16 protein-coding genes and 1 pseudogene are annotated in these 19,604 nt (G+C 59.6%); 10 read left to right on the forward strand and 7 right to left on the reverse strand.

The genetic code is table 11. The features are described from left to right. Nucleotides 1-74: 74 nt before the first annotated feature. Both FPT12_RS18415 and FPT12_RS18420 read left to right on the forward strand, forming a co-directional pair. Complete coding sequence (locus FPT12_RS18415; protein ID WP_145018205.1) at nucleotides 75-698, forward strand: glutathione S-transferase family protein; 624 nt, start codon at nucleotides 75-77, stop codon at nucleotides 696-698. A gap of 63 nt (nucleotides 699-761) precedes the next feature. Further along, nucleotides 762-2,792: a pyridoxamine 5'-phosphate oxidase family protein gene (locus FPT12_RS18420; RefSeq protein ID WP_145018208.1), complete on the forward strand. Its 2,031-nt coding sequence runs from the start codon at nucleotides 762-764 to the stop codon at nucleotides 2,790-2,792. 21 nt (nucleotides 2,793-2,813) lie between these two features. Here FPT12_RS18420 and FPT12_RS18425 read toward each other — a convergent pair whose 3' ends face one another. The 6 genes and pseudogenes from FPT12_RS18425 to FPT12_RS18450 all read right to left on the reverse strand — a co-directional run bounded on the left by FPT12_RS18425 (nucleotide 2,814) and on the right by FPT12_RS18450 (nucleotide 8,558). Then, nucleotides 2,814-3,944 (reverse strand): glycosyltransferase family 1 protein, encoded by a 1,131-nt coding sequence (locus tag FPT12_RS18425; RefSeq protein WP_145018211.1) that lies wholly within the window; start codon nucleotides 3,942-3,944, stop codon nucleotides 2,814-2,816. Then, the gene (locus FPT12_RS18430; protein WP_145018214.1) at nucleotides 3,928-5,295 is read right to left on the reverse strand and encodes a glycosyltransferase family 1 protein; all 1,368 of its coding nucleotides are present in this window, start codon (nucleotides 5,293-5,295) and stop codon (nucleotides 3,928-3,930) included. The genes FPT12_RS18425 and FPT12_RS18430 overlap by 17 nt, the downstream gene beginning before the upstream one ends. Continuing rightward, nucleotides 5,292-6,545 (reverse strand): ABC transporter ATP-binding protein, encoded by a 1,254-nt coding sequence (locus FPT12_RS18435; RefSeq protein WP_145018217.1) that lies wholly within the window; start codon nucleotides 6,543-6,545, stop codon nucleotides 5,292-5,294. The genes FPT12_RS18430 and FPT12_RS18435 overlap by 4 nt, the downstream gene beginning before the upstream one ends. Continuing rightward, nucleotides 6,545-7,342, reverse strand: coding sequence for an ABC transporter permease (locus FPT12_RS18440; RefSeq protein ID WP_145018220.1), 798 nt, complete (start codon nucleotides 7,340-7,342; stop codon nucleotides 6,545-6,547). The genes FPT12_RS18435 and FPT12_RS18440 overlap by 1 nt, the downstream gene beginning before the upstream one ends. Then, nucleotides 7,343-7,593, reverse strand: a pseudogene (locus FPT12_RS18445) (mannose-1-phosphate guanylyltransferase/mannose-6-phosphate isomerase); the annotation flags it as partial. Nucleotides 7,594-7,637: 44 nt separating this feature from the next. Continuing rightward, complete coding sequence (locus tag FPT12_RS18450; RefSeq protein WP_145018223.1) at nucleotides 7,638-8,558, reverse strand: GDP-mannose 4,6-dehydratase; 921 nt, start codon at nucleotides 8,556-8,558, stop codon at nucleotides 7,638-7,640. 430 nt (nucleotides 8,559-8,988) lie between these two features. Between FPT12_RS18450 and FPT12_RS18455 the strand changes: the two genes are divergently transcribed. The 7 genes from FPT12_RS18455 (at nucleotide 8,989) to FPT12_RS18485 (ending at nucleotide 18,327) form a co-directional block, all read left to right on the forward strand. Next, nucleotides 8,989-10,554 (forward strand): glycosyltransferase, encoded by a 1,566-nt coding sequence (locus tag FPT12_RS18455; protein ID WP_145018226.1) that lies wholly within the window; start codon nucleotides 8,989-8,991, stop codon nucleotides 10,552-10,554. Then, on the forward strand, nucleotides 10,548-11,852 hold the full coding sequence (locus FPT12_RS18460) for a glycosyltransferase (RefSeq protein WP_145018229.1): 1,305 nt from the start codon (nucleotides 10,548-10,550) through the stop codon (nucleotides 11,850-11,852). The genes FPT12_RS18455 and FPT12_RS18460 overlap by 7 nt, the downstream gene beginning before the upstream one ends. Further along, nucleotides 11,849-12,742, forward strand: coding sequence for a class I SAM-dependent methyltransferase (locus tag FPT12_RS18465; protein WP_145018232.1), 894 nt, complete (start codon nucleotides 11,849-11,851; stop codon nucleotides 12,740-12,742). Before FPT12_RS18460 ends, FPT12_RS18465 begins: the two co-directional genes overlap by 4 nt. Then, the gene (locus FPT12_RS18470) at nucleotides 12,736-13,575 is read left to right on the forward strand and encodes a class I SAM-dependent methyltransferase (RefSeq protein WP_145018235.1); all 840 of its coding nucleotides are present in this window, start codon (nucleotides 12,736-12,738) and stop codon (nucleotides 13,573-13,575) included. The genes FPT12_RS18465 and FPT12_RS18470 overlap by 7 nt, the downstream gene beginning before the upstream one ends. A gap of 93 nt (nucleotides 13,576-13,668) precedes the next feature. Then, entirely contained in the window at nucleotides 13,669-14,877 is a 1,209-nt protein-coding gene (locus FPT12_RS18475) for an acyltransferase (protein ID WP_145018238.1), read from the forward strand. A gap of 116 nt (nucleotides 14,878-14,993) precedes the next feature. Further along, nucleotides 14,994-16,193 carry a DUF3142 domain-containing protein gene (locus FPT12_RS18480; RefSeq protein WP_145018241.1) on the forward strand — a complete coding sequence of 400 codons (1,200 nt, stop codon included), beginning with the start codon at nucleotides 14,994-14,996 and terminating at the stop codon, nucleotides 16,191-16,193. Continuing rightward, the gene (locus FPT12_RS18485; protein ID WP_145018244.1) at nucleotides 16,180-18,327 is read left to right on the forward strand and encodes a hypothetical protein; all 2,148 of its coding nucleotides are present in this window, start codon (nucleotides 16,180-16,182) and stop codon (nucleotides 18,325-18,327) included. The genes FPT12_RS18480 and FPT12_RS18485 overlap by 14 nt, the downstream gene beginning before the upstream one ends. Here FPT12_RS18485 and FPT12_RS18490 read toward each other — a convergent pair. Beyond that, a complete protein-coding gene (locus tag FPT12_RS18490) occupies nucleotides 18,324-18,953 on the reverse strand; it encodes a LysE family translocator (RefSeq protein WP_145018247.1) in 630 nt (209 codons plus the stop codon). The two genes, FPT12_RS18485 and FPT12_RS18490, sit on opposite strands and share 4 nt — an antisense overlap. 144 nt (nucleotides 18,954-19,097) lie before the next feature. Here FPT12_RS18490 and FPT12_RS18495 point away from each other — a divergent pair, with 144 nt between their 5' ends. Beyond that, complete coding sequence (locus FPT12_RS18495; RefSeq protein WP_054594814.1) at nucleotides 19,098-19,571, forward strand: Lrp/AsnC family transcriptional regulator; 474 nt, start codon at nucleotides 19,098-19,100, stop codon at nucleotides 19,569-19,571. Nucleotides 19,572-19,604 lie beyond the last annotated feature (33 nt).

Consider the following 19,604-nt stretch of genomic DNA (forward strand, 5'->3'; position numbering starts at 1 on the left):
TGATGGCAGGTGGAAGATAACGCCACTTAGCGCGGTTCCCTCCTGAACCGCGCGATCCAGCCGCGGAGTCGACTATGCACGCCATCAAACTCTACAACTTCCCACGTTCCGGCCACGCCCACCGTGTGGAGCTGATGCTGTCGTTGCTTGAGCTGCCAACCGAACTGATCTTCGTTGATCTGGCGAAAGGCGCGCACAAACAGCCAGACTTTCTTGCACTCAATGCCTTTGGTCAGGTCCCGGTGATCGACGACCAAGGTGTGGTGCTGGCCGATTCCAACGCGATTCTGGTGTACCTGGCGCAGAAATACGGCAAGGGCCGCTGGCTGCCCGCCGACCCCGTCGGTGCGGCCAGGGTTCAGCGCTGGCTGTCGATAGCGGCCGGGCCGATTGCCTTTGGCCCGGCCATTGCCCGGCTGATCACGGTATTCGGTGCGCCTCACAACGCCGAAGAGGTGATTGCTCGTTCGCACAATCTGCTCAAGGTGATTGATCAAGAACTGAGCAAATCCACCTACCTCGCTGGCGATGAGCCAACCATCGCCGATGTGGCGGCGTACAGCTACATCGCCCATGCGCCGGAAGGCAACGTGTCGCTGGCTGACTATGCCCATGTGCGGGCCTGGCTGGCGCGGATCGAGGCCTTGCCCGGTTTTGTCGGCATGCCACGCTCCGTGGCCGGCTTACAAACTGCCTGAACGCTTACAGCCCGGTATTGCCGGGCCGTTTACACTGCGCCGGGTGCGCAGGGGAGAACCGTGATGGAGCTTTCACCTTGGCATGCCGGCGAGAAACAGTTGCAGGCTCATGCAGGGGTTGCCGAGCGTATGGAAGCGCACGGGCGCAAGGTGATCCGCCAGCAAATGCCGGATCAGCATCGGCAGTTCTATCGTCAGTTGCCGTTCATGGTGTTCGGTGCCGTGGACGCCGACGATAACCCCTGGGCAAGCATCCTCGAAGGCCAGCCGGGTTTCGCCCATTCCCCTGAACCTGCGCGGTTGCAACTCGACAGCCTGCCCACGTTGGACGACCCGGCGCAATTACACGCCGGGGCGGCGATTGGCTTGCTGGGGATCGAATTGCACACCAGGCGGCGTAACCGGATCAACGGCCGGGTCAGCACGATTGGCGCGCAAGGCCTGAGTGTCTCGGTCGAGCAGTCTTTCGGTAATTGCCCGCAATATATTCAATTGCGGCAGTTCAAATCGGTGCCGCTGGCCGATCCGTCGACCCGCATCGTACAGCGTCTGAATTCGCTGGATGATGCGGCCACAGCGATGATTCGAGGGGCCGACACCTTCTTTGTCGCCAGTTATGTGGATGTGGATAACTCACGCTCTGTGGATGTTTCTCACCGTGGCGGCCAGGCTGGCCTCGTTAAGGTTGAGGGCGACTGCCTGACCATCCCTGATTTTGCCGGCAATCTGCACTTCAATACCTTGGGCAACCTGCTACTCAATCCGCGGGCCGGGTTACTGTTTATCGATTTCACCTCGGGTGACTTGTTGCAGGTCAGCGGGCATACCGAAATCATCCTCGATGGCCCACAAGTTGAAGCCTTTCAAGGCGCCGAACGGTTGTGGAAGCTGCATGTGCAGCAGGTGGTTCGGCGACCCGCAGCATTGGTGTTGCGCTGGCGCTTCGATGGGGTTTCACCCAACAGTTTGATGACCGGCACCTGGGAGCAGACTGCCGCCAGGTTGCAGGCGGCGGCATTGGGCGATCGCTGGCGGCCATTGCGGGTGTCCCGGATTGAGCGGGAAAGCCAGAGCATTCGTTCGATCTATCTGGAATCGGCTGACGGCGCCGGGTTACCTCTGTTTCAGGCCGGGCAGCACTTGCCGGTGCGTTTCACGCTTGATGGCCAGGTGCATATCCGCACTTACAGTCTGTCGAGTGCGCCCTCCGATGAATTCTTCCGCATCAGCGTGAAGCGTGATGGATTGGTGTCTTCGCACCTGCACGAAGGGATTCGGGTCGGCGATCTGATTGAAGCTCGTGCACCGCAAGGGCATTTCACGGTGGCCGCCAATGAACAGCGACCGCTGGTGCTGTTGGCGGCCGGGGTCGGCATCACACCGTTGTTGTCGATGCTGCGTGAAGTGGTTTACCAAGGCCAGCGCACACGGCGTACCCGCCCGACCTGGTTGATCCAGAGTTCGCGTAGCCTGGCTGATCAGCCATTTCGCGCTGAGCTTGAGCGCTTGCTGGAGGGCGCGGATGACGCGGTGCAGGTATTACGTCTGCTCAGCCAGCCGGAACGCGAAGCCCTGGAAGGCGAGGGTTTTGACCTGACCGGGCGCATCGACCTCGCACTGCTTAAAACCATCCTGCTGGTGGAAGACTACGATCAGCTGGATTTTGTCCTCTGTGGCCCGAGCAGTTTCACTCAAGGGCTGTACGACGATTTACGCGGGCTGGACATCCGCGATGAGCGGATTCACGCCGAAAATTTTGGTCCTTCGACGCTACGTCGGCAGCCGGATCCGGAGGCGGTAGTCATCGAGCAACTTCCTGCGGCCACCACCCCGGTCGCGGTGGTGTTTCAGCGCTCGGCCATTGATGCGCGCTGGCAGCCAGACAGCGGCAGTTTGCTGGAGTTGGCGGAAAGTCGAGGTTTGCGGCCAGAGTTCAGCTGCCGCGGCGGCTCCTGCGGCACCTGCAAGACCCGTTTGATCAGTGGTGGGGTGAATTATCCACAGCCCCCGGCGGAATTACCCGGTGCCGGGGAAGTGCTGATTTGCTGTGCGGTTCCGGCTCAGGGCCAGCAACCGCTGGTGCTGGATGTGTAGGGGGTCATGGAGTACGTACATTCAACCTCCCAAAGCCTGACGGTAGGCGTGAGCTGTTATCGCCGCGCAACGCTCCCAGGAAAAAAGCTTCGCTTGTTGCAACCCCGCTTCTCGGCATGTCTGCCAATGCGCTTCATCCTCGACCAGATGGCTCATGGCCGCGCACAAACCGTGCAAATCATCAGACTCAATATAGTTTCCCGCAGCGCCCGCGACTTCCGGCATTGCCGAGCGTCGAGTCAGTATTACTGGCGTGCCACTGGCCATGGCCTCCAGCACCGGAAGGCCGAAGCCCTCATAAACTGACGGAAAGATCAGTGCTCGGGCGCCAGCCACCCACTGAGCGACATGCTCATCGGGTAAATACCCGAGCAGGCGAACATGACCGGCTGCCAAGGCGTTGTTCAGTTCATCGCTGAATTGGCGACGTTCCCATCCGGCCATTCCGATCACCAGTAAAGGAAAACGCTGGCGCAATGTCTCGGGCAGTTCAGTGTGGGCGCGCAAGGCCAGCGACAGGTTCTTGCGTGGTTCCTGGGTGCCAACACACAGGAAGTACCCCTGTGGTTTTACCCCATAAGGTTGCAGCACCTGCTGTAGCGATGCGTTGGAACGCGGATGAAAACGCGCCGCAGCCCCCAGCGGGGCAACCACGAAGCGCTCAGGTCCAAGGCCGAAATAATGCTGAGCCTCTTGGGCAACAAACTGCGAGTCGGTCAGGATCAGGCGGGCCTGCTGCACGCCCTGGCTCAGTCGGCGTTCTATCTCCCGCAACCGCGCTGCGGGCTGGGTCGACGGGTAGTGCAGATGGGTCAGGTCATGCAGGGTCATGATGGTCGGTCCCTTGAATGCCAGGGGCCACAGACTCGGTTCGTGGTAGAGGTCGATGGTCGCCGAGCGCCCTCGGTCGAAGCGTCGTTGCTCCAGCCAGCGCCGCGCCTGGTAAGAACCGGGGATTTGCCGTAGCAACGGTGTGAGCCGTGAGTAACCGGGCATCGTTGCCTTTGGCAGCGACGAACTCCAACCCCAACCGTGGAACAATGACAGTTCGAGGTCCGGATCATGGGCCAGGGCACTGATCAGCTCGGCCAGATAGTGGCCGATGCCGGTTCGGGGGGCCTGGAGAATTCGTGCGTTAAGGGCAATCTGCATGCTGCTTCTCAACGGTCACCGGGGACTGCTTCAGGTTGCGCAGAACGTGCTCAACCAATTGCTTACTGGCCTCGCGCCAACCGAGCCAGCGCCATTCGCTCACCTTGCGCGCGGCCGGGAAGGCTCCGGTGTTTTCCATGTGGGTGATCAGATCGACCAGGCTTTGCGGGGACGCGAGATCGAAGTAGGCCATGAATTCACCGCCAATCTCGCGGAACACGGGAATATCACTGCCCATCGCTGGCAAACCGCGTTGCATCGCTTCCACCAGTGGCAGGCCGAAACCTTCGACGTAGGACGGAAACACCAGTGCGCTGGCGTGGGAGTAGGCATATTCGAGGCTGGTGTCGCTCAGGTCGTTAAACATGAACAGCCGCTGGTTCAGCTCCGAATGTTCACGCACGCGGGCGAGCAGGGCATCGCACTTCCAGCCGATTCTGCCGGCAATGCACAGTCGGGCTTTGGAGCCGGCAGCCCAGGCAAGCTCGAAGGCGTCCAGCAGATAGTCGTGGTTCTTGCGCGGTTCAATGGTGCTGACCATCAGGAACACCGGTTCCGACGTTGTGAACAACTGGCTCAGACGCGGTTCCACGGCGGCGGTGGCTTCGCTCAGGTCCAGTTCAGAGCCGAGGTGGAAATAGTCGAACCACAATGTGTCGGCTTTCGCCGGGCCGACCCTGCGATGTACCTCCTCACGCACCTGATCGCGCACCGTGGCGGAAATCGCTACATAGCCGTCGGCGGTTTTGGTGATCCAGTCGAACCACTGGGTAAAAATCTGCACCAGCCGCGTGTCGTAGAAGTGCGGGTGGGTCAGGGGAGTCAGGTCGTAGATCACCGGAACGATACCTACGCCGTCGCGTTTGAGCTGTTCGGCCAACGGAAAGGAATCCGCGTGCCAGGATGAATCCAGCAATACCAGTTGATCCCCCGGCTGGTGTTGCAACGGTGAGCAACGCTTGGGCAGATGATATTGGTTGATCTGGTCAATCAGGCGCAACGGAACGCTGAAACCTGCCAGTGCCGTGAGGCGGTAAGCCACATACAGCGCTCGCCGGGTCCATCGCGAAGTGCAGCGTTTTTCGAAACGTTGGTGCAGTTGGCGGTAGCGGTGCGCCAGGCGCTCCAGGCGCCCGGCGAACTCCATTAGCCCATCGAACAACGGAATGTTCAAAGGGGCCAGCTTCAGCACTCGGTAGAGCTTGCCCTTGAGCATCACCACGGGAATGCATTGCACGCTGTCCACGGTTTCCGGCAACTGATTGATGACGTTGCGCACCACCCGCTGAATGCCCGAATTGATCTTGGGGTGTTGGAACACATGGGTACACTCTATCAACAGGCGAGTCATGGTGTAGTCTCCGAAATAATCTGTGCGGTTGTGCGAGTGATGGTGGTTTTCGCTCCCAGCCACGAGCAGCCGACGAAGTCCTCATGTCGGTTGTTGATGACATGGAACACCAGGCCGTAATCGCGCCATTCGAAATTGCGGTCCAGGTGCGAATCCAGTCGCGACAGGCTCAGTGCCACGGAGTAGTTGCCTTTGCCCAGGTGCATGGGGAAGGCAAACCGGTAGGTTACCCGTTCTCCGGTCCTCAAGTTGGTGAGGGCTTGGTCCAGGCGATGGGTATTGATGCCGTACATGGGTTGACCCAATCGATCCTTGATCATGAAACCCAGTACCAGGCGTTCGATATCCTGGCGAACCTCGACCTGAACCTCGAGTACCACCGGTTGGCCGACTTCGGTGACTTCGATCGAGCGTTCACGCTCGTCGAGCATGCGAACACTGAGAATGCCGGCTTCACCGGTTCCGGAAACGGTCTGTACCTGACCGGTGGCGAGCATTTCCTGGCGTACGATCTGACCTTCGCGCTCGGCTATCATGGCGTTGTAGTAGTCGAGCACCTCTTCCGGTTTTCCGTGCATGGCCATGTGGCCATCCTTTAGCAGGATTGCGGTGTCGCAGATCGACTGGATCGCCGAGCGATCATGGGAAACGATCAGTAGCGTAGTGCCTGCCCGGCGATAGCTGCGGATACGTTCGAAGCTCTTGTGCTGGAAGTAGGCATCGCCCACCGACAGCGCTTCGTCGACGATCAGGATGTCGGGTCTGCGGGCGGTGGCGACGCTGAAGGCCAGGCGCATTTGCATGCCGCTGGAGTAGGTGCGCACCGGGTGGTCGATGGCCTCGCCGATCTCGGCGAATGCTTCGATCTGTGGCATCAGCGCTTCGATTTCTTCTACCTGCATGCCCAGCAGTTGCCCGGCCATGAAGACGTTCTGCCTGCCCGTGAAGTCGGCATGAAAGCCCATGCCCAGTTCCAGCAGCGCCGCCACGCTGCCCTGTACTTCAATCTTGCCGCAGGTCGGCTGTGTGGTACCGGTGATCATCTTCAGCAAGGTACTCTTGCCGGCGCCATTGACCCCAACGATACCAACGGCCTGCCCCGGCGCGATTTCAAACTCGACACCTTGCAGGATCCATTGCTGGTGATGGCGCGGTTTCGAGAACGGAACAATCCATTCGTAGAGTCGGCTCCAGCGGTTTTGGTACTGCTTGTAGGCCTTGCCCAGGCCGGTTACGCGGATATGTCCCATCAGAGTTCGTCCACCATTTCACCCACTCGCTGGCGGAACAGCCGCAGGCCAATGGCACACAGCAGTAGCGTGATGACCAGCATCGGCAGCAACGAACTCCAGACCGGCCATTGGCCGTAGAGGAATACGTTCTGATAGCTGGTCATCAGCGCGGTCAGGGGGTTGAGCTCAAGCAAGCGCTGGATTGGCTGGGGCAGGATCGCAAGCGGATAGACGATCGGCGTGAGCCAGAACCAGAATTGCAGGCAGATGGCGAAGAGTTGCCCGACATCGCGAAAGAACACGTTCAACACCCCAAGAATCATCCCAAGGCCGGCACAGAACAGTATTTGCAGGGCAACCAGAGGTAACAGCGCCAGCAATGCCATGCCTGGCAGGCGACCGCTGATCAGCAGAAAACCGAGAAACAGCGCCATGATGATCGCGAAGTTAATCCCGGCATTGAACAGCACGATGACCGGCAGACAGATGTGCGGAAAGCTGATCTTCTTCAGCAGGTTGGCGTTTTCCAGAAACATGCCCTGGCTACGTAGGGTGATCTCGGAAAAAAAGCCCCAGGTCAGTAAGCCGGCGCACAGGTAGATGCTGTAGGCCAAACCGTCGTCCACGCCAGGCAATCGCGCGCGCATGATGTGGGAAAAAATCACCGTGTAGACGACGATCATCGACAGCGGATTGAGTACGGTCCAGAGCGCACCGAACAGCGAGTTGCGATAACGCGCTTGAAACTCCCGTTTGACGCTACCAAGGATGAAACCCCGGTAGCTCCACAGCGAGCGATACAAATTGAGCAACATTCAGACCGTCCTGCCGTATTGATCTTCGAAGCGGACGATATCGTCCCCCCCAGATACTCACCGCTTTGCACTTCAATGATCACCAGATCGATCACCCCCGGGTTTTCCAGACGATGCTTGTGCCTGGCGGCAATGAAGGTGGACTCGTTTTTGGCTATCAGGTGTGTCCCCGAGCCATTGTTGGTGACCTTGGCCATGCCTTCGACCACGACCCAGTGTTCGTTGCGGTGGTGCATTTGCAGTGCCAGCTTGGCCCCGGTTTGACCGGTGATCCCTGTGATCAGTGCACTTTTTGTCATTCTTGTAGTACCCGAGACTCCCAGTCGGAAAGGATCGCCCGCAAGGGCAAGGATTGTTGTGTTGTAAGTTCAGGCGCCCATCCTGTGGCATGGTGCAGCTTGGCATGGCTGCCACAGACACGGCGCTGTTCTGCACGGCGCAGGAGCGTCGGGTCTTGAATTAGTTGCATATCGATCTGGGCCAGATCTGTCAGTTGCTCGATCACGGAGCGGATGCTCTGCTCGACCCCGGAGCAGATGTTGTAGACCTGCCCGGGCGTACCGCACGCCAGCAATGCCAGGTAGGCCGATACGACATCGCGGACATCGAGAAAGTCGCGCGTCACGTCGATGTCACCCACTTCAAGTTCAGGCGCTTGCAAGCCGAGCTTGATCCGGCAGATCTGCCGGGCGGCGCTGGCGATGACGAAGCTGTCCAGCTGCCCGGTGCCGATGTGGTTGAAGGGACGCGCGACTAACACGGGCCAGCCTTCGGTCATGCCCCATTGCAGACACAGCATTTCCGCCGAGAGCTTGCTCACGGCATACGGGTTGCGCGGGCAGGGTGGCTGGCGTTCGTCGATCGGCAAGGCGCTTTCGCTGACCCCGCCGTAGACATCGCCGGAGCTGACATACAGGAAAGTACCGTTGAAGCCCCGCGCCTTGAGGGCTTGCAGCAGGTTCAGGGTGCCTAGCAGGTTGACCTGAAAAGTCTTAGCCGGGTCGCGAAAGGCTTCGGGGACGAACGTTTGTCCTGCCAGATGAATCACCGCATCCGGCATATGCGGCCACAGGCCGTCGAGGCTTTTGGGTTCACACAGGTCATAACGGGATGGGACGGGCGACAATTCCCAACCCGAGTCAGAAGAGTTCAGACGGGATTGGATGTGACGTCCTACGAATCCACTCAGCCCCGTAACGAACAGACGCTTCTTCAAGCAGCAGCCCCCTCAATGAGCAAACTTCGGCAACCCCAGTTTTGCTAGGTAAAACCGGAAAGCAAGAGGCTGCTTTCTCGGAAATGTCTGGTATGCGAAGTCGTTGTTGTAGTTGTTTGGTCGCCAATCTGTGCCAATTGCGCGGCAATTTCAATAAGTCCCACCGTGACCGGTCAGTTCTCGTTTGAGTCGCCTGATTTATTCTCGCCGGACGGTTCACGAATGCTCATCGGATATGTTTAGAATGCCCCTTCGTCACGATTGTCCAGGGTTCGGCAGGGGTGTTCTGAACCCCACGAAACTGACCACTAAAACAAGAACGTAGACAGGCAAGAAGACGATGGACGAGGGCCGGCAAATGCCAACTCGCTCCGTCGTTTTGCCGTCATAGAGTGAGACTGCCGGGACGGCAGTTTCATCGTGGGATGCCATGAATTTCATTCTTTACTCGGACGTCAACGACAGTTCCATCAGCCAGAGCCTCGGTCGTCCCGAATACAGTTACTACTTCGTCCTCAAGGCGTATCGCCCGGTGCTCGAAAGCCTTGGGCGGGTGCATGTGGTGTCCTCCACTGCCGAGGTCGACCTCCTCTATCGACAATTGCTTGCCGTCGGCGAAGACAGCTTGTTCCTGTCCTTCACGCCGCCGCAGAAAACCCCGAACGACCTTGAGTGCCCGACGATCTGTGTAGTGGCCTGGGAGTTCGACTCGATTCCCGATGAGCAGTGGGACAACGATCCGCGACAGGACTGGACGCAAATGTTCGCGCGCCAGGGGCGGGTGATCACGCTCTCCAGTCACACCGGCCGGGCGATTCGTCGGGCCATGGGCGAAGACTTTCCGGTGTTGGTCTTACCGACACCACTATGGGAAAACTTCGCGGCCATTCGTAGCCGCCTCTCCAGCAGGCCAGTCAACTTGGGCTCGACCCTCGACATCAAGGGCTGCATCTTCGATAGCCGCACGCTCGGGCTGTCTGCCGATGCGCTGATTCCTGTGCCGCTGACCGCCGAGCAACTGGCGGAACTGGAGGCCTTACGGCCGCCACCGCTGACGCTAAAGCGCCGTTTGATCATTGCTCGCCATTACCTGCGCCTGTGGACGCTGGATCTGGGCAAGGCGCAACCGGTGCCGGTCCATCGCACGCATTTCCTGAGCCAGTGGTACTGGGAGGGGATTCGCGATCTTTTATCGGACGCTGCCCATTACCGACTGGCGAGGGTCCTGCCGGCCATCGCCGGCCCGCAGTCGATAGTGGCACCCGAGCCTGCCCCGATCGATTATCCCGACACCACCGGCCAGGTCGAAACCGAGGTGGACGGCGTGATCTACGTCAGCGTGTTCAACCCTCAAGACGGTCGCAAGAACTGGCATCGGCTGATCTCGGCGTTCTGTTGGGCCTTCCGGGAAACCGAGGACGCCACGCTGGTGCTGAAGATTACCCACAACGATCTGTCGTCCTACTACACCGAACTGATGACCTTATTGGCGCAGCTGTCGCCGTTCGCCTGTCGGGTGGTGGTGATGCACGGTTATCTGGACGATCCGCAATACGCCCGGCTCTACGAAGCCGCCAGCTACTACGTCAACGCTTCACGCTGCGAGGGCCTGTGCCTGCCGCTGATGGAGTTCATGGCCAGTGGCAAACCGGTGATTGCCCCGGACCACACCGCCATGGAGGACTACATCGACGAGCACGTGGCGTTCGTGGTCGAGTCCAGCGAAGAGCTGACCATCTGGCCTCAGGACAGTCGCATCATCTACCGCACCCTGCGCTATCGGCCGGACTGGGGCTCATTGAAAACGGCTTACGAAAACAGCTATCGAATGGCCAAGGAGCAACCGCAGGATTATCAGCGTATGTCTCGCGCCGCCATCGAACGCATGTACGACTACTGCGCTTTCGCCCCGGTGCAACAGCGCCTGTCGGATTTTTTCGGGTTGGCACCGCTGACTTCGCAGGCAACAGCCGTGACGGATAACGCCTCATGCTGATCATCATTCATTCGGAAACCAACCAGCACACCATCGCCCAGAACCTTGGGCGCTCGGAGTACAGCTATTACTTCGTGCTCAAGGAATACCGGCCGGTGCTGGAGCGATTGGGGACGGTGGTGGAAGTCAGCGACCCGCAGACCGAAGTCGATGCCCTGTACCTCGACTGCCTGTCCCGCGGGGAAGACTGCGTGTTCCTTTCGTTCTCGCCGCCTCATCGCACACCTGTGCACTTCGCTTGTCCGACCCTGGCGGTGTTCGCGTGGGAGTTCAGTACCATTCCCAGCGAGCCATTTGCCGGTGATCCACACAATGACTGGCGTACCGTATTGCGGGCGTCAGGCGCGGCGATCACCCATTCCAGCTACACCGTCAATGCAGTGCGCGAGGCGATGGGCGCCGATTATCCGATCGTGGCAGTACCCGCGCCGGTGTGGGACCGTTTTGCCTCGCGGGGTGCACAGTTACAGCGCCAGCCGCTGGCCCGTCAGGTGCGATTGAAGATCAAGGGATTGCTGGCAGACAGTCGCCATCTCGACCTGCGTGCCTTTGGTCCTGCGCATTTGCGCGCCGGCAAAGGTATCGATTTCCAGGCGCCGGCTCGCGAGCATGATTTAGTCCTCGACGGAGTGATCTACACCTCGGTGTTCAACCCAAGTGACGGGCGCAAGAACTGGGAAGACATGCTCAGTGCCTTCTGCGTGACCTTCCGCGAGGTGGAAGACGCGACGCTGGTGCTCAAATTGACCCACCACGATGCTGAAGAAGCACTGACCGACATTCTTCACCACTTGTACAAAAACCAGTCTTATCGCTGCCGCATCGTACTGATTTATGGCTACCTCGCGGATGCGGACTACGAGCGTCTGGTTCAGGCTACCAGTTATGTGGTGAACACCTCCTACGGTGAAGGCCAGTGTCTGCCGTTGATGGAGTTCATGTCCTGCGGCAAACCGGCCGTGGCGCCACGCACCACGGCGATGATCGATTACCTGGACGTCGACAACGCTTTCCTGATCGATGCCACCGATGAGCTGACCGCCTGGCCTCACGACCCGCGAAGGGCCTTCCGCACCCTGCGTTACGTCACCAATTGGGCGTCGTTGTGCAGGGCTTACCGGGCTAGCTACGAGGTGGCCAAAGACGATCCCGGGCGCTACGCGCAGATGTCCGCCCATGCGGTGGCCAGTCTCGAAACCTTCTGCAGCCAGGCGACCGCGGAACAACGCCTTGAAGGTTTTTTTGCTCGGCTGTTCAAGGCCCGTCCGGTGTCTGCCGTGGAAACCTCCAAGGCATGATCCGCACACTGATGAAACGCCTGTTTCCTGCGGTGAAATCCGAACCGTTACCGATTGTGCCGAGCCCGGTTTCGCCCAGGGATGTGGGTCTGCACGACGCCGTGCTCGACGGCTGGTTTTCGGGTGACAGCGGTGAGTTGCTCAAGGGTTTCGCCATCACGACGGACGACACCTTGCTGGACGTCGGTTGCGGTGAAGGTGTGGCGACGTTGTTTGCGGTACGCCAGGGTGCGTCGGTGATCTTCACCGACAGCGAGCACGACAAGGTCCGCGACCTCGCCCGGCAAGTGGAAGCCCAGTCAGACAAGCCGAGCCTGGGGCTGGTGAGCAACAGCCTGCCGCTGCCCTTGGCCGATGGCTGTGCAAGCAAGGTCGTGTGCATGGAAGTGCTTGAGCACATCGATCAGCCCGAGCCGGTCATGGCCGAGCTGGTGCGCATGGGACGCCCCGGCGCGTTGTACCTGCTGAGTGTGCCGGCGCCGGTAGGTGAGCATTTGCAGCAGGGCATCGCACCGGCCAGCTATTTCCAGTCACCCAACCATGTACAGATCTTTACCCCGGAGCGCTTTGCCGCGTTGGTTGAAGACGCTGGGCTGGTGATCGAGCATCGTCAGGCCACAGGCTTTTTCTGGGTCATGGGCATGATCTTCTTCTGGGCCAGCGAACGTGCGGCCGGGCGTGACCTGGGCGGGGCGGTGCGTGACCGGATCACGCCGCCGTACTCACCGTTGATGGAGAGTTGGGCACGTACCTGGCAGGACTTGCTGGCGCAACCCGATGGGCTGGCGATCAAACAGTTGCTGGACGGATTCATGCCCAAAAGCCAAGTGATTATTGCCCGTAAACCCTACGCAAGCAGCGACCCCCACACTGGAGCCACCTCATGCTGAGCCTTCTGAAAAAACTTACGGCGGGCAAAAAAACCGCTCCGATGCAGGCAGAAGTTGCGGCACCCACCCCGCCCAAGGTCGACTCCTACCAGCTGGGCCTGGAAGATGCCATGCTCAGTGGCTGGTTCAATCAGCAAACTCACGAGCTGTTTACCGGGTTCGATATTTCCCCTGAGGACACGGTGTTGGACGTCGGTTGTGGGGACGGCGGCAACGTGCGTTATTGTGCGATGAGCGGCGCGAAAATCATTGTCGCTGACATAGACGCGGCGAAGATTGCCGCCACCGGTGAGCGCCTCAAGGACACCCCGGCGCGTGATGTCGAATGCTATGTCACGGACTGCAACCCGCTGCCATTGCCTGACGCTATTGCCACGCGCATTGTGTCCACCGAAGTGATCGAACACGTGGACGACCCGGCGCAGTTTCTCGCGGAACTGGTGCGGGTCGGCAAGCCTGGCGCCTTGTACTTGCTCAGTGTTCCCCACCCCAGCTCTGAACACCTGCAGAAGGACATTGCCTCCGAGCAATATTTCCAGAAGCCCAATCACATTCGGGTCATCGGCGAAGAGCAGTTCAAGCAGATGGTTGGTGATGCCGGCCTGGAAGTGATCAGTCACAGCCAGTTCGGCTTCTACTGGTCGATGTGGATGTTGCTGTTCTGGGAGACCAAGGTCGATCTCTACAATGCCGATCATCCGCTGCTCAATCACTGGGCTGAAATGTGGCGGCTGATCCTGGACTCCCCACGTGGTCCGCAGCTCAAGCAGGCGCTGGATGCGGCCGTGGCAAAAAGTCAGGTGATCATTGCCCGCAAGCCGCTGTCTGCCTAGCGCTGAGCAGCCAGGCGCCCGAATGACAAATGCCGGTCAATCAAGCTGACTGGCGGCCACAGATGAAAACCAATAATGAATGTAGAGCGTTCGATGAGTAGCAAGAAAAACCTGGAAATCGAATACCTGCGCGGCATGGCGATTGGCCTGACCCTCTTCGCGCATCTGTCGATGCTGCTGCCGTTCTACAAAGACTTTTTTTCCCGTGTGTTCAATCTGTTTGCCATGGGGTCAGGGGTGGATTTATTTTTCTGCATCTCAGGCTACGTTGTAAGCAAAAGTTATCTGGACTACTTCGACAAACACCGGCAACAGGGTAGCTACGGTCTTGCGACCTTTACCTTCTGGCTGCGGCGTGCGTACCGACTGCTGCCTACAGCTTGGCTCTGGGTACTGATTCCGCTGTTCTTTTCGATTTTCTATAACCAATCCAATGCGTTTGATTCCTGGTTCAACAACGTTCGCAGTTTCACAGCAGTTGCCACCTTCAGCGGTAACCTCGCGAATCAATATGGAATGTTGCTGGGTCCCAATTCCGTTTACTGGAGTCTGGCACTGGAAGAGCAGTTTTATTTCATTTTCCCCCTGTTCCTATTGTTGGTTACCTCGCAGCGCTGGCGAGTCATCGTGCTGCTGCTGCTGATTGCTGCGCAGTTCGGTCTTGATCGCAACATGTTCGCTCCTGCCCCGGCGGCCATGCTGTTTTCATTCCGTCTGGATGCCATGATGTGGGGCATTTTACTGTGCATGTTCACCCGCACCGACCTCTACAAACAGATGGAACCGATAGTCCTGCGCAGTAGCCTGCTCAAACGTCTGGGTGTGACTCTGTTCTTGCTTTACATGCTCGGTGCCGCGGGTGCGCAATTAAGTTCGACACCGATTGCATACGGCCTGGTCGCGATCGTGTCGGTCATTCTCGTTTGGTTGGCCAGCTACCAGAAAGGCTATGTGTTCAGCCCTTCGCCACTGTCTCTTGTGCTGGAATGGCTAGGCTCGCGCTCGTACGCACTGTATGTGATTCATGTGTTTGCCTATCACCTGAGCACTGAAATATGGTCGCGGGTTGCCACGGAACAAGGACTTACACTTGCTCAGGGTTTCACCACCGAACTGCTACTGACAGCGGTGGCAATCATGCTGGTATGCGCTGAGCTGAACTACCGCTTCATCGAAACACCCTTGCGCCGCCGGGGTGCGGAAATCGCCCGGCGCAAACTGGCACATCTGGAAACTGAGTCAGCCCCCCAACCGCCTCGCCCGTCAACGCCTGACATTCTCCCCGGCGCGGTGAAAGAGTGAGGCAGGCTCGACATCAGCTTGTAGCGAAAAAGCGATTCTGAGTGGCTAGTGTCAGTCAGTTAAGCGCAATCCATGTGGGGTCGGCGCACGGCCGTCCCCAAAAGTTCCATTCCTTAATGTCTGCGATATTCTTTGTCCGTTGCACGCTGGTACTAGCCGCTATGCTGCTCAACGGTTGCCAGCAGCAGGACGCGCCGCCGCTCGATCAACAACTTTACGTCTGGCAGCGGCAATGGAGCGATGCCCATGACGACGCTCTGGCTCAATCGCGCAGGGACTTTTCGACGTTGCGGGTGTTGGCCCTGCAGACTTATCCACAGGCTGGCTGGCGTCGTGCGCGAATAAACCCGGCGCTATTGAAAAGTGATGGTCGCCCACTGATTGCGGTGATTCGACTCGACGGCCAGCTCAAGTCGCTGGATCAAACCGAAGTCACGGCGCAGATCCAGCACGTAGTGGCCGATTGGCAGGCTCAGGGCCTGACGCTGGCTGGCATCGAGATTGACCACGATGCCGGCACGGCGCGCCTATCGGCCTACCGTGAGTTTCTCGCCGGGTTGCGCAACGTGTTGCCGGCCACGTTGAAACTGAGCATCACCGCGCTACCGGCCTGGCTCGACAGTCCCGAACTGCCGGGGTTGCTGGCAGTGGTCGACAGCAGCGTGTTGCAGGTGCACGCAGTGAGCAATCCCGAACGTGGCCTGTTTGATCCGGCCCAGGCGAAACAATGGGCCGGACGCTGGAGCCGGATCACTGCAAAACCCTTCTACCTGGCGTTGCCGGCCTACGGTATCGCATTGCTGCCGGGGGACGGCGGGGCGCCAATAGTCGAAAGCGAGGTGCCTTTAGAACGCGTTGGGCAGCGCCGTGAGTTGCTGGCTGATCCGCACCAGTTATCGAAACTCGCCAGCCAATTGCGCGCCGAGCCACCGCCCCATCTGGCCGGTTTGATCTGGTTTCGTCTGCCGCTCAAGGGCGACCGACGCGCCTGGAGCCTGGCGACGTTGCGGGCAGTGGCGCGGGGTGATCGGCTGGTGAGTCAGCTCAACTTGACCCTTTCCAGCCATGACGGTCTGTACGACATTGCCGTGAGCAATCGCGGCAACCTCGACGGTAGTCTGCCCGAGCGCGTGACGCTGGCGGTCACTGACTGCGATACGGTTGAAGCGGTCAACGGTTATGCCGTGAAACAAACATCCGGACAGCTCAGCTTTACCCGCCTTCAGGACGGTCGTTTACTGGCGGATGCCGAACGCCCCCTGGGTTGGGCGCGCTGCACAAAAATTGATCAAGGAAGCTCACATGTCTATCCGTAACTGGCCGCGTCAATTGCTCGCTTTAAGCCTCTGCATGCCGCTGGGCGCCGCGATGGCTTGTGGGCCTGATTTTCCGCTGCGCTTGCTCGGCGACCGGGCTCAGACCCTGGGTGAATTGCCGGAAGGCAGCTTCCGGTTCGAAGTGAACCGCCTGGGCAAAGCCATCGCCGGTTTGAAGCCTGCGCAGGTCATGACGGTCGACTACGTTTACGGCGCTGACAATGATCTGTATGCGCAGGCGCGAAACACGGCTGAACAGACGGGTTTGAGCGATGCCCAGCGTGCGCAGGTGACGCAGCTGCGAACGCTTCAGGATGCGCAACAGGTGCAAGCCGAGGGTGCGAGCCTGCCGCCCGAACTCAGCCTGTACACCGCCGGTGCCGTGGCCTTCAACGCGGGCGAACATGCCGTGGCGGCAGAGTATTTCCGCAAAGTGCTGGCGTTGCCGGCCGATCAGCGTGCGTTGCGCAGCACCTGGGCGGCTTACTCGCTGGGACGGGCCTTGTTCGCCATCAGTCAGGAGGCCAATGACCTCGACGAAGCTGGGCGTCGCGAGAGTCTGCGACAGGCCCGGCAGGCCTTTGTGCAGGCTCGCCAGTTGAGTATCGAGGGTTTCAGCGATCCTCAGGAGTTGGGCGTCGCCAGCCTTGGTGAAGAAGCGCGGCTGGTACGTCTGGCGGGTGACTGGAACACTGCCGTCGAGCTTTACGCGACCCAAAGCCTGCAAGGCTCGCAAGTCGGTTACAGCTCGCTCAAGCAGTTGATGAATGAACTGGGCGAGATGTCGGAGGCGCAGCTCAACGAGGTGCTCAAAGGCAAAGCGGTGCAGCAATTGGTCACGGCGGCGTTGATCAGCCATGTCGGCTGGTCGTACGGTGAACAACCGCCCGCTGAACAAAAAATGATCAAGTCGCTGGTCCAGAGCACCGTTGGCAGCCTGGATAACGCTGACCGCCTGGCGGCGCTGAATTATCAGATCGGTGATTACGCCACCACCAAAACCTTGCTCGAACATGCCGGTGACGGCGGCCTGGCCTGGTGGCTGCGAGCCAAAATGGCGTTGCGTGAGGGTGACAAGACGGCGGCTGCCAGCGCCTACGCCAAGGCGGCCAAAGCTTTCCCGCAGGATGAAAACTGGGGCGATCGCAGGGCGTCCAGCGGCGACTACGAAACGCTCAAACCCGGCTGCCGGGTCGACGGTGAAAGTGCGCTGCTGGCGCTGGAGCGTGGTGATTATCTGCAAGCCTTTGAGCAGCTGTATCGCAGCCAGGATCTCTACTGGGAGGACGCGGCTGTCGTCGCGGAGCGGGTGCTGACGGTCGATGAACTCAAACAGTTTGTCGACCGCCAGGTGCCGGCGCTCACGCCGTTGACCCAGCAGGAGCGTGAGCGCTATGTACCGGTACCGATCGCGGCACGTTTGCGCGACTTGCTCGGGCGTCGGTTGCTGCGTGAGGAGCGCTATGACGAAGCGTTGACGTACTTTGATAGTCCCAAGTTGCAAGCGTTGGCCAAAGAGTATGGCCTCCGGCGCCGGGCCGCCGAGTCGGGCTGGTGGCCGAGTCATAGAGCGAGGGACTATTTCATCGCAGCCTTGCTGGCTCGCGACCAGGGAATGGAGCTTTTGGGTTACGAAATGGCTCCGGATTACGCCACGTTCGACGGCAACTACAGCCTTGAGATGACTGAGCTAAAAGTCGGGCCGCTGATCACCGAAGGTGAGGTGCAACGCCAGCAGGCCAGCGCCGCCAAACCGGACGAACGCTTTCACTACCGCTATGTTGCCACGGGCCTGGCCAGTAAAGCCGCTGACCTGTTGCCCCACAGCAGTCAGGCGTTTGCGGCGGTGCTCTGCATGGCTGCAGGTATGGGCACCGGTCCTGAGGAAGAAAAGGCTTTCTATCAACGTTACGTCAAAGAAGGTCCGTATGTGGATTGGGCATTTCATTTCGGGCACCAATGCCCATTTCCCGACTTTCAGAGCGCCGATAAACGTTATGTAACCCAGGCGCTTGAGCCTGTGCGCTCAACCTTGCGGCCGTATAAAAAGTGGCTGCAGATGGGCTCTGTGGTGGTGTTCACGGCATTCGCCCTGTGGCTGATCAATCGCCACAAGCGCAAGGCCAATCGTTAAACCTGCTGAACGAACGTCAGGCGCAGTGCAAAACCGATCAGCAGGCTGCCAAACAGCCATTGCTGCACGCGTCGCGCCGAGGGGCTGCGTTCCAGCCAGCGCCCGAGCCAGGCACCGATCAGCGCGTAACCGCTGTCGAACAGCAAACCGGCCACCACCAGCAACACGCCCAGGGTCGCGAACTGCGTCAGCACCGGCCCTGCCTGCGGGTTGATAAACTGCGGCAACAGCACCGAGCAGAACAGCAGCGCCTTGGGATTGAGCAGGTTGGTCAGCAAGCCGCGCTGGATCGCCCCGCGCCACGCCAGCTTCGCAGCGGCTGTACCGTTGGCGTTCAGGTTCGGCAGCATGTTTGAGCGCAAGCATTGAATCCCCAGCCATAGCAGGTAGGCCGCGCCGGCCAGACGCACCACTTCAAAGGTCCAGGGTGCAGCCTTGAATAGCGTCGCCAGGCCCAGCGCCGCCAGCGCAACGTGGCAACCCCGGGCAATCGCCAGGCCGATGGCGGTGGCCAGCGCGGCGGCTTTGCCCTGCCTGGCACCGGTTTGCAGCAGCAGAATCATGTCCGGCCCGGGCAACAGGTAAACCACTGCCAAGGCCAAAAAGAACATCCAGAGCTCTGCCATGCTGCACCCCATTCGTTAGCGATTCGGTGATCAAAGTCTAGGGCCGATGGGCAGGGCAGGTGCTTGCGTAGTCGCTCTCGGAAACGGCTAGACTTGGCAGCTTCTGCCAATCAATGAATAAAAACAGTCGGGAACTGCCAAACCATGAAACTGGACGCCTACGACCGCCGAATCCTTGCCGCGCTGCAACGCGACGGTCGCCTGAGCAACGTGCAACTGGCGGACGAGATCGGCCTGTCGGCTTCGCCGTGTCTGCGCCGGGTGCGAATGCTGGAAGAGGCCGGGGTGATTCGCGGTTATCAAGCCAATCTCGACCGCGACGAAGTGGGGCTGGGGCTGACCGTGTTTGTCGGGGTCAAGGTCGAGCGCCACAACGACGAAGAGGCCGAAGCGTTTCGTCTGGCGGTAACGGCATTGCCTGAGGTGATTTCAGCGTTTCTGGTGTCAGGCGAATCGGATTTTCTGCTGCAAGTGGTGGTGCCGGACTTGCGCGGTTATGAGCGCTTCCTGACCGGCAGCCTGCTCAAGTTGCCGGGTGTGAGTGATATACGCAGCAACTTTGCGATTCACACGGTGAAAACCCCTGGGCCATTACCGCTGGGGCATTTACCGAGCTGATGCCCTGCGCAGCCCGGCTACGCTTTACCTTTC

Source organism: Pseudomonas sp. H3(2019) (genome assembly GCF_007713465.1).
In the GTDB taxonomy this organism is placed as follows: domain Bacteria; phylum Pseudomonadota; class Gammaproteobacteria; order Pseudomonadales; family Pseudomonadaceae; genus Aquipseudomonas.

What these genes read in the sequence shown, in the direction of transcription:
- FPT12_RS18415 (WP_145018205.1), top strand. Translation starts at nt 75, where the DNA reads ATGCACGCCATCAAACTCTACAACTTCCCACGTTCCGGCCACGCCCAC.
- FPT12_RS18420 (WP_145018208.1), top strand. Translation starts at nt 762, where the DNA reads ATGGAGCTTTCACCTTGGCATGCCGGCGAGAAACAGTTGCAGGCTCAT.
- FPT12_RS18425 (WP_145018211.1), bottom strand. Translation starts at nt 3,944, where the DNA reads ATGCAGATTGCCCTTAACGCACGAATTCTCCAGGCCCCCCGAACCGGC.
- FPT12_RS18430 (WP_145018214.1), bottom strand. Translation starts at nt 5,295, where the DNA reads ATGACTCGCCTGTTGATAGAGTGTACCCATGTGTTCCAACACCCCAAG.
- FPT12_RS18435 (WP_145018217.1), bottom strand. Translation starts at nt 6,545, where the DNA reads ATGGGACATATCCGCGTAACCGGCCTGGGCAAGGCCTACAAGCAGTAC.
- FPT12_RS18440 (WP_145018220.1), bottom strand. Translation starts at nt 7,342, where the DNA reads ATGTTGCTCAATTTGTATCGCTCGCTGTGGAGCTACCGGGGTTTCATC.
- FPT12_RS18455 (WP_145018226.1), top strand. Translation starts at nt 8,989, where the DNA reads ATGAATTTCATTCTTTACTCGGACGTCAACGACAGTTCCATCAGCCAG.
- FPT12_RS18460 (WP_145018229.1), top strand. Translation starts at nt 10,548, where the DNA reads ATGCTGATCATCATTCATTCGGAAACCAACCAGCACACCATCGCCCAG.
- FPT12_RS18465 (WP_145018232.1), top strand. Translation starts at nt 11,849, where the DNA reads ATGATCCGCACACTGATGAAACGCCTGTTTCCTGCGGTGAAATCCGAA.
- FPT12_RS18470 (WP_145018235.1), top strand. Translation starts at nt 12,736, where the DNA reads ATGCTGAGCCTTCTGAAAAAACTTACGGCGGGCAAAAAAACCGCTCCG.
- FPT12_RS18475 (WP_145018238.1), top strand. Translation starts at nt 13,669, where the DNA reads ATGAGTAGCAAGAAAAACCTGGAAATCGAATACCTGCGCGGCATGGCG.
- FPT12_RS18480 (WP_145018241.1), top strand. Translation starts at nt 14,994, where the DNA reads ATGTCTGCGATATTCTTTGTCCGTTGCACGCTGGTACTAGCCGCTATG.
- FPT12_RS18485 (WP_145018244.1), top strand. Translation starts at nt 16,180, where the DNA reads ATGTCTATCCGTAACTGGCCGCGTCAATTGCTCGCTTTAAGCCTCTGC.
- FPT12_RS18490 (WP_145018247.1), bottom strand. Translation starts at nt 18,953, where the DNA reads ATGGCAGAGCTCTGGATGTTCTTTTTGGCCTTGGCAGTGGTTTACCTG.
- FPT12_RS18495 (WP_054594814.1), top strand. Translation starts at nt 19,098, where the DNA reads ATGAAACTGGACGCCTACGACCGCCGAATCCTTGCCGCGCTGCAACGC.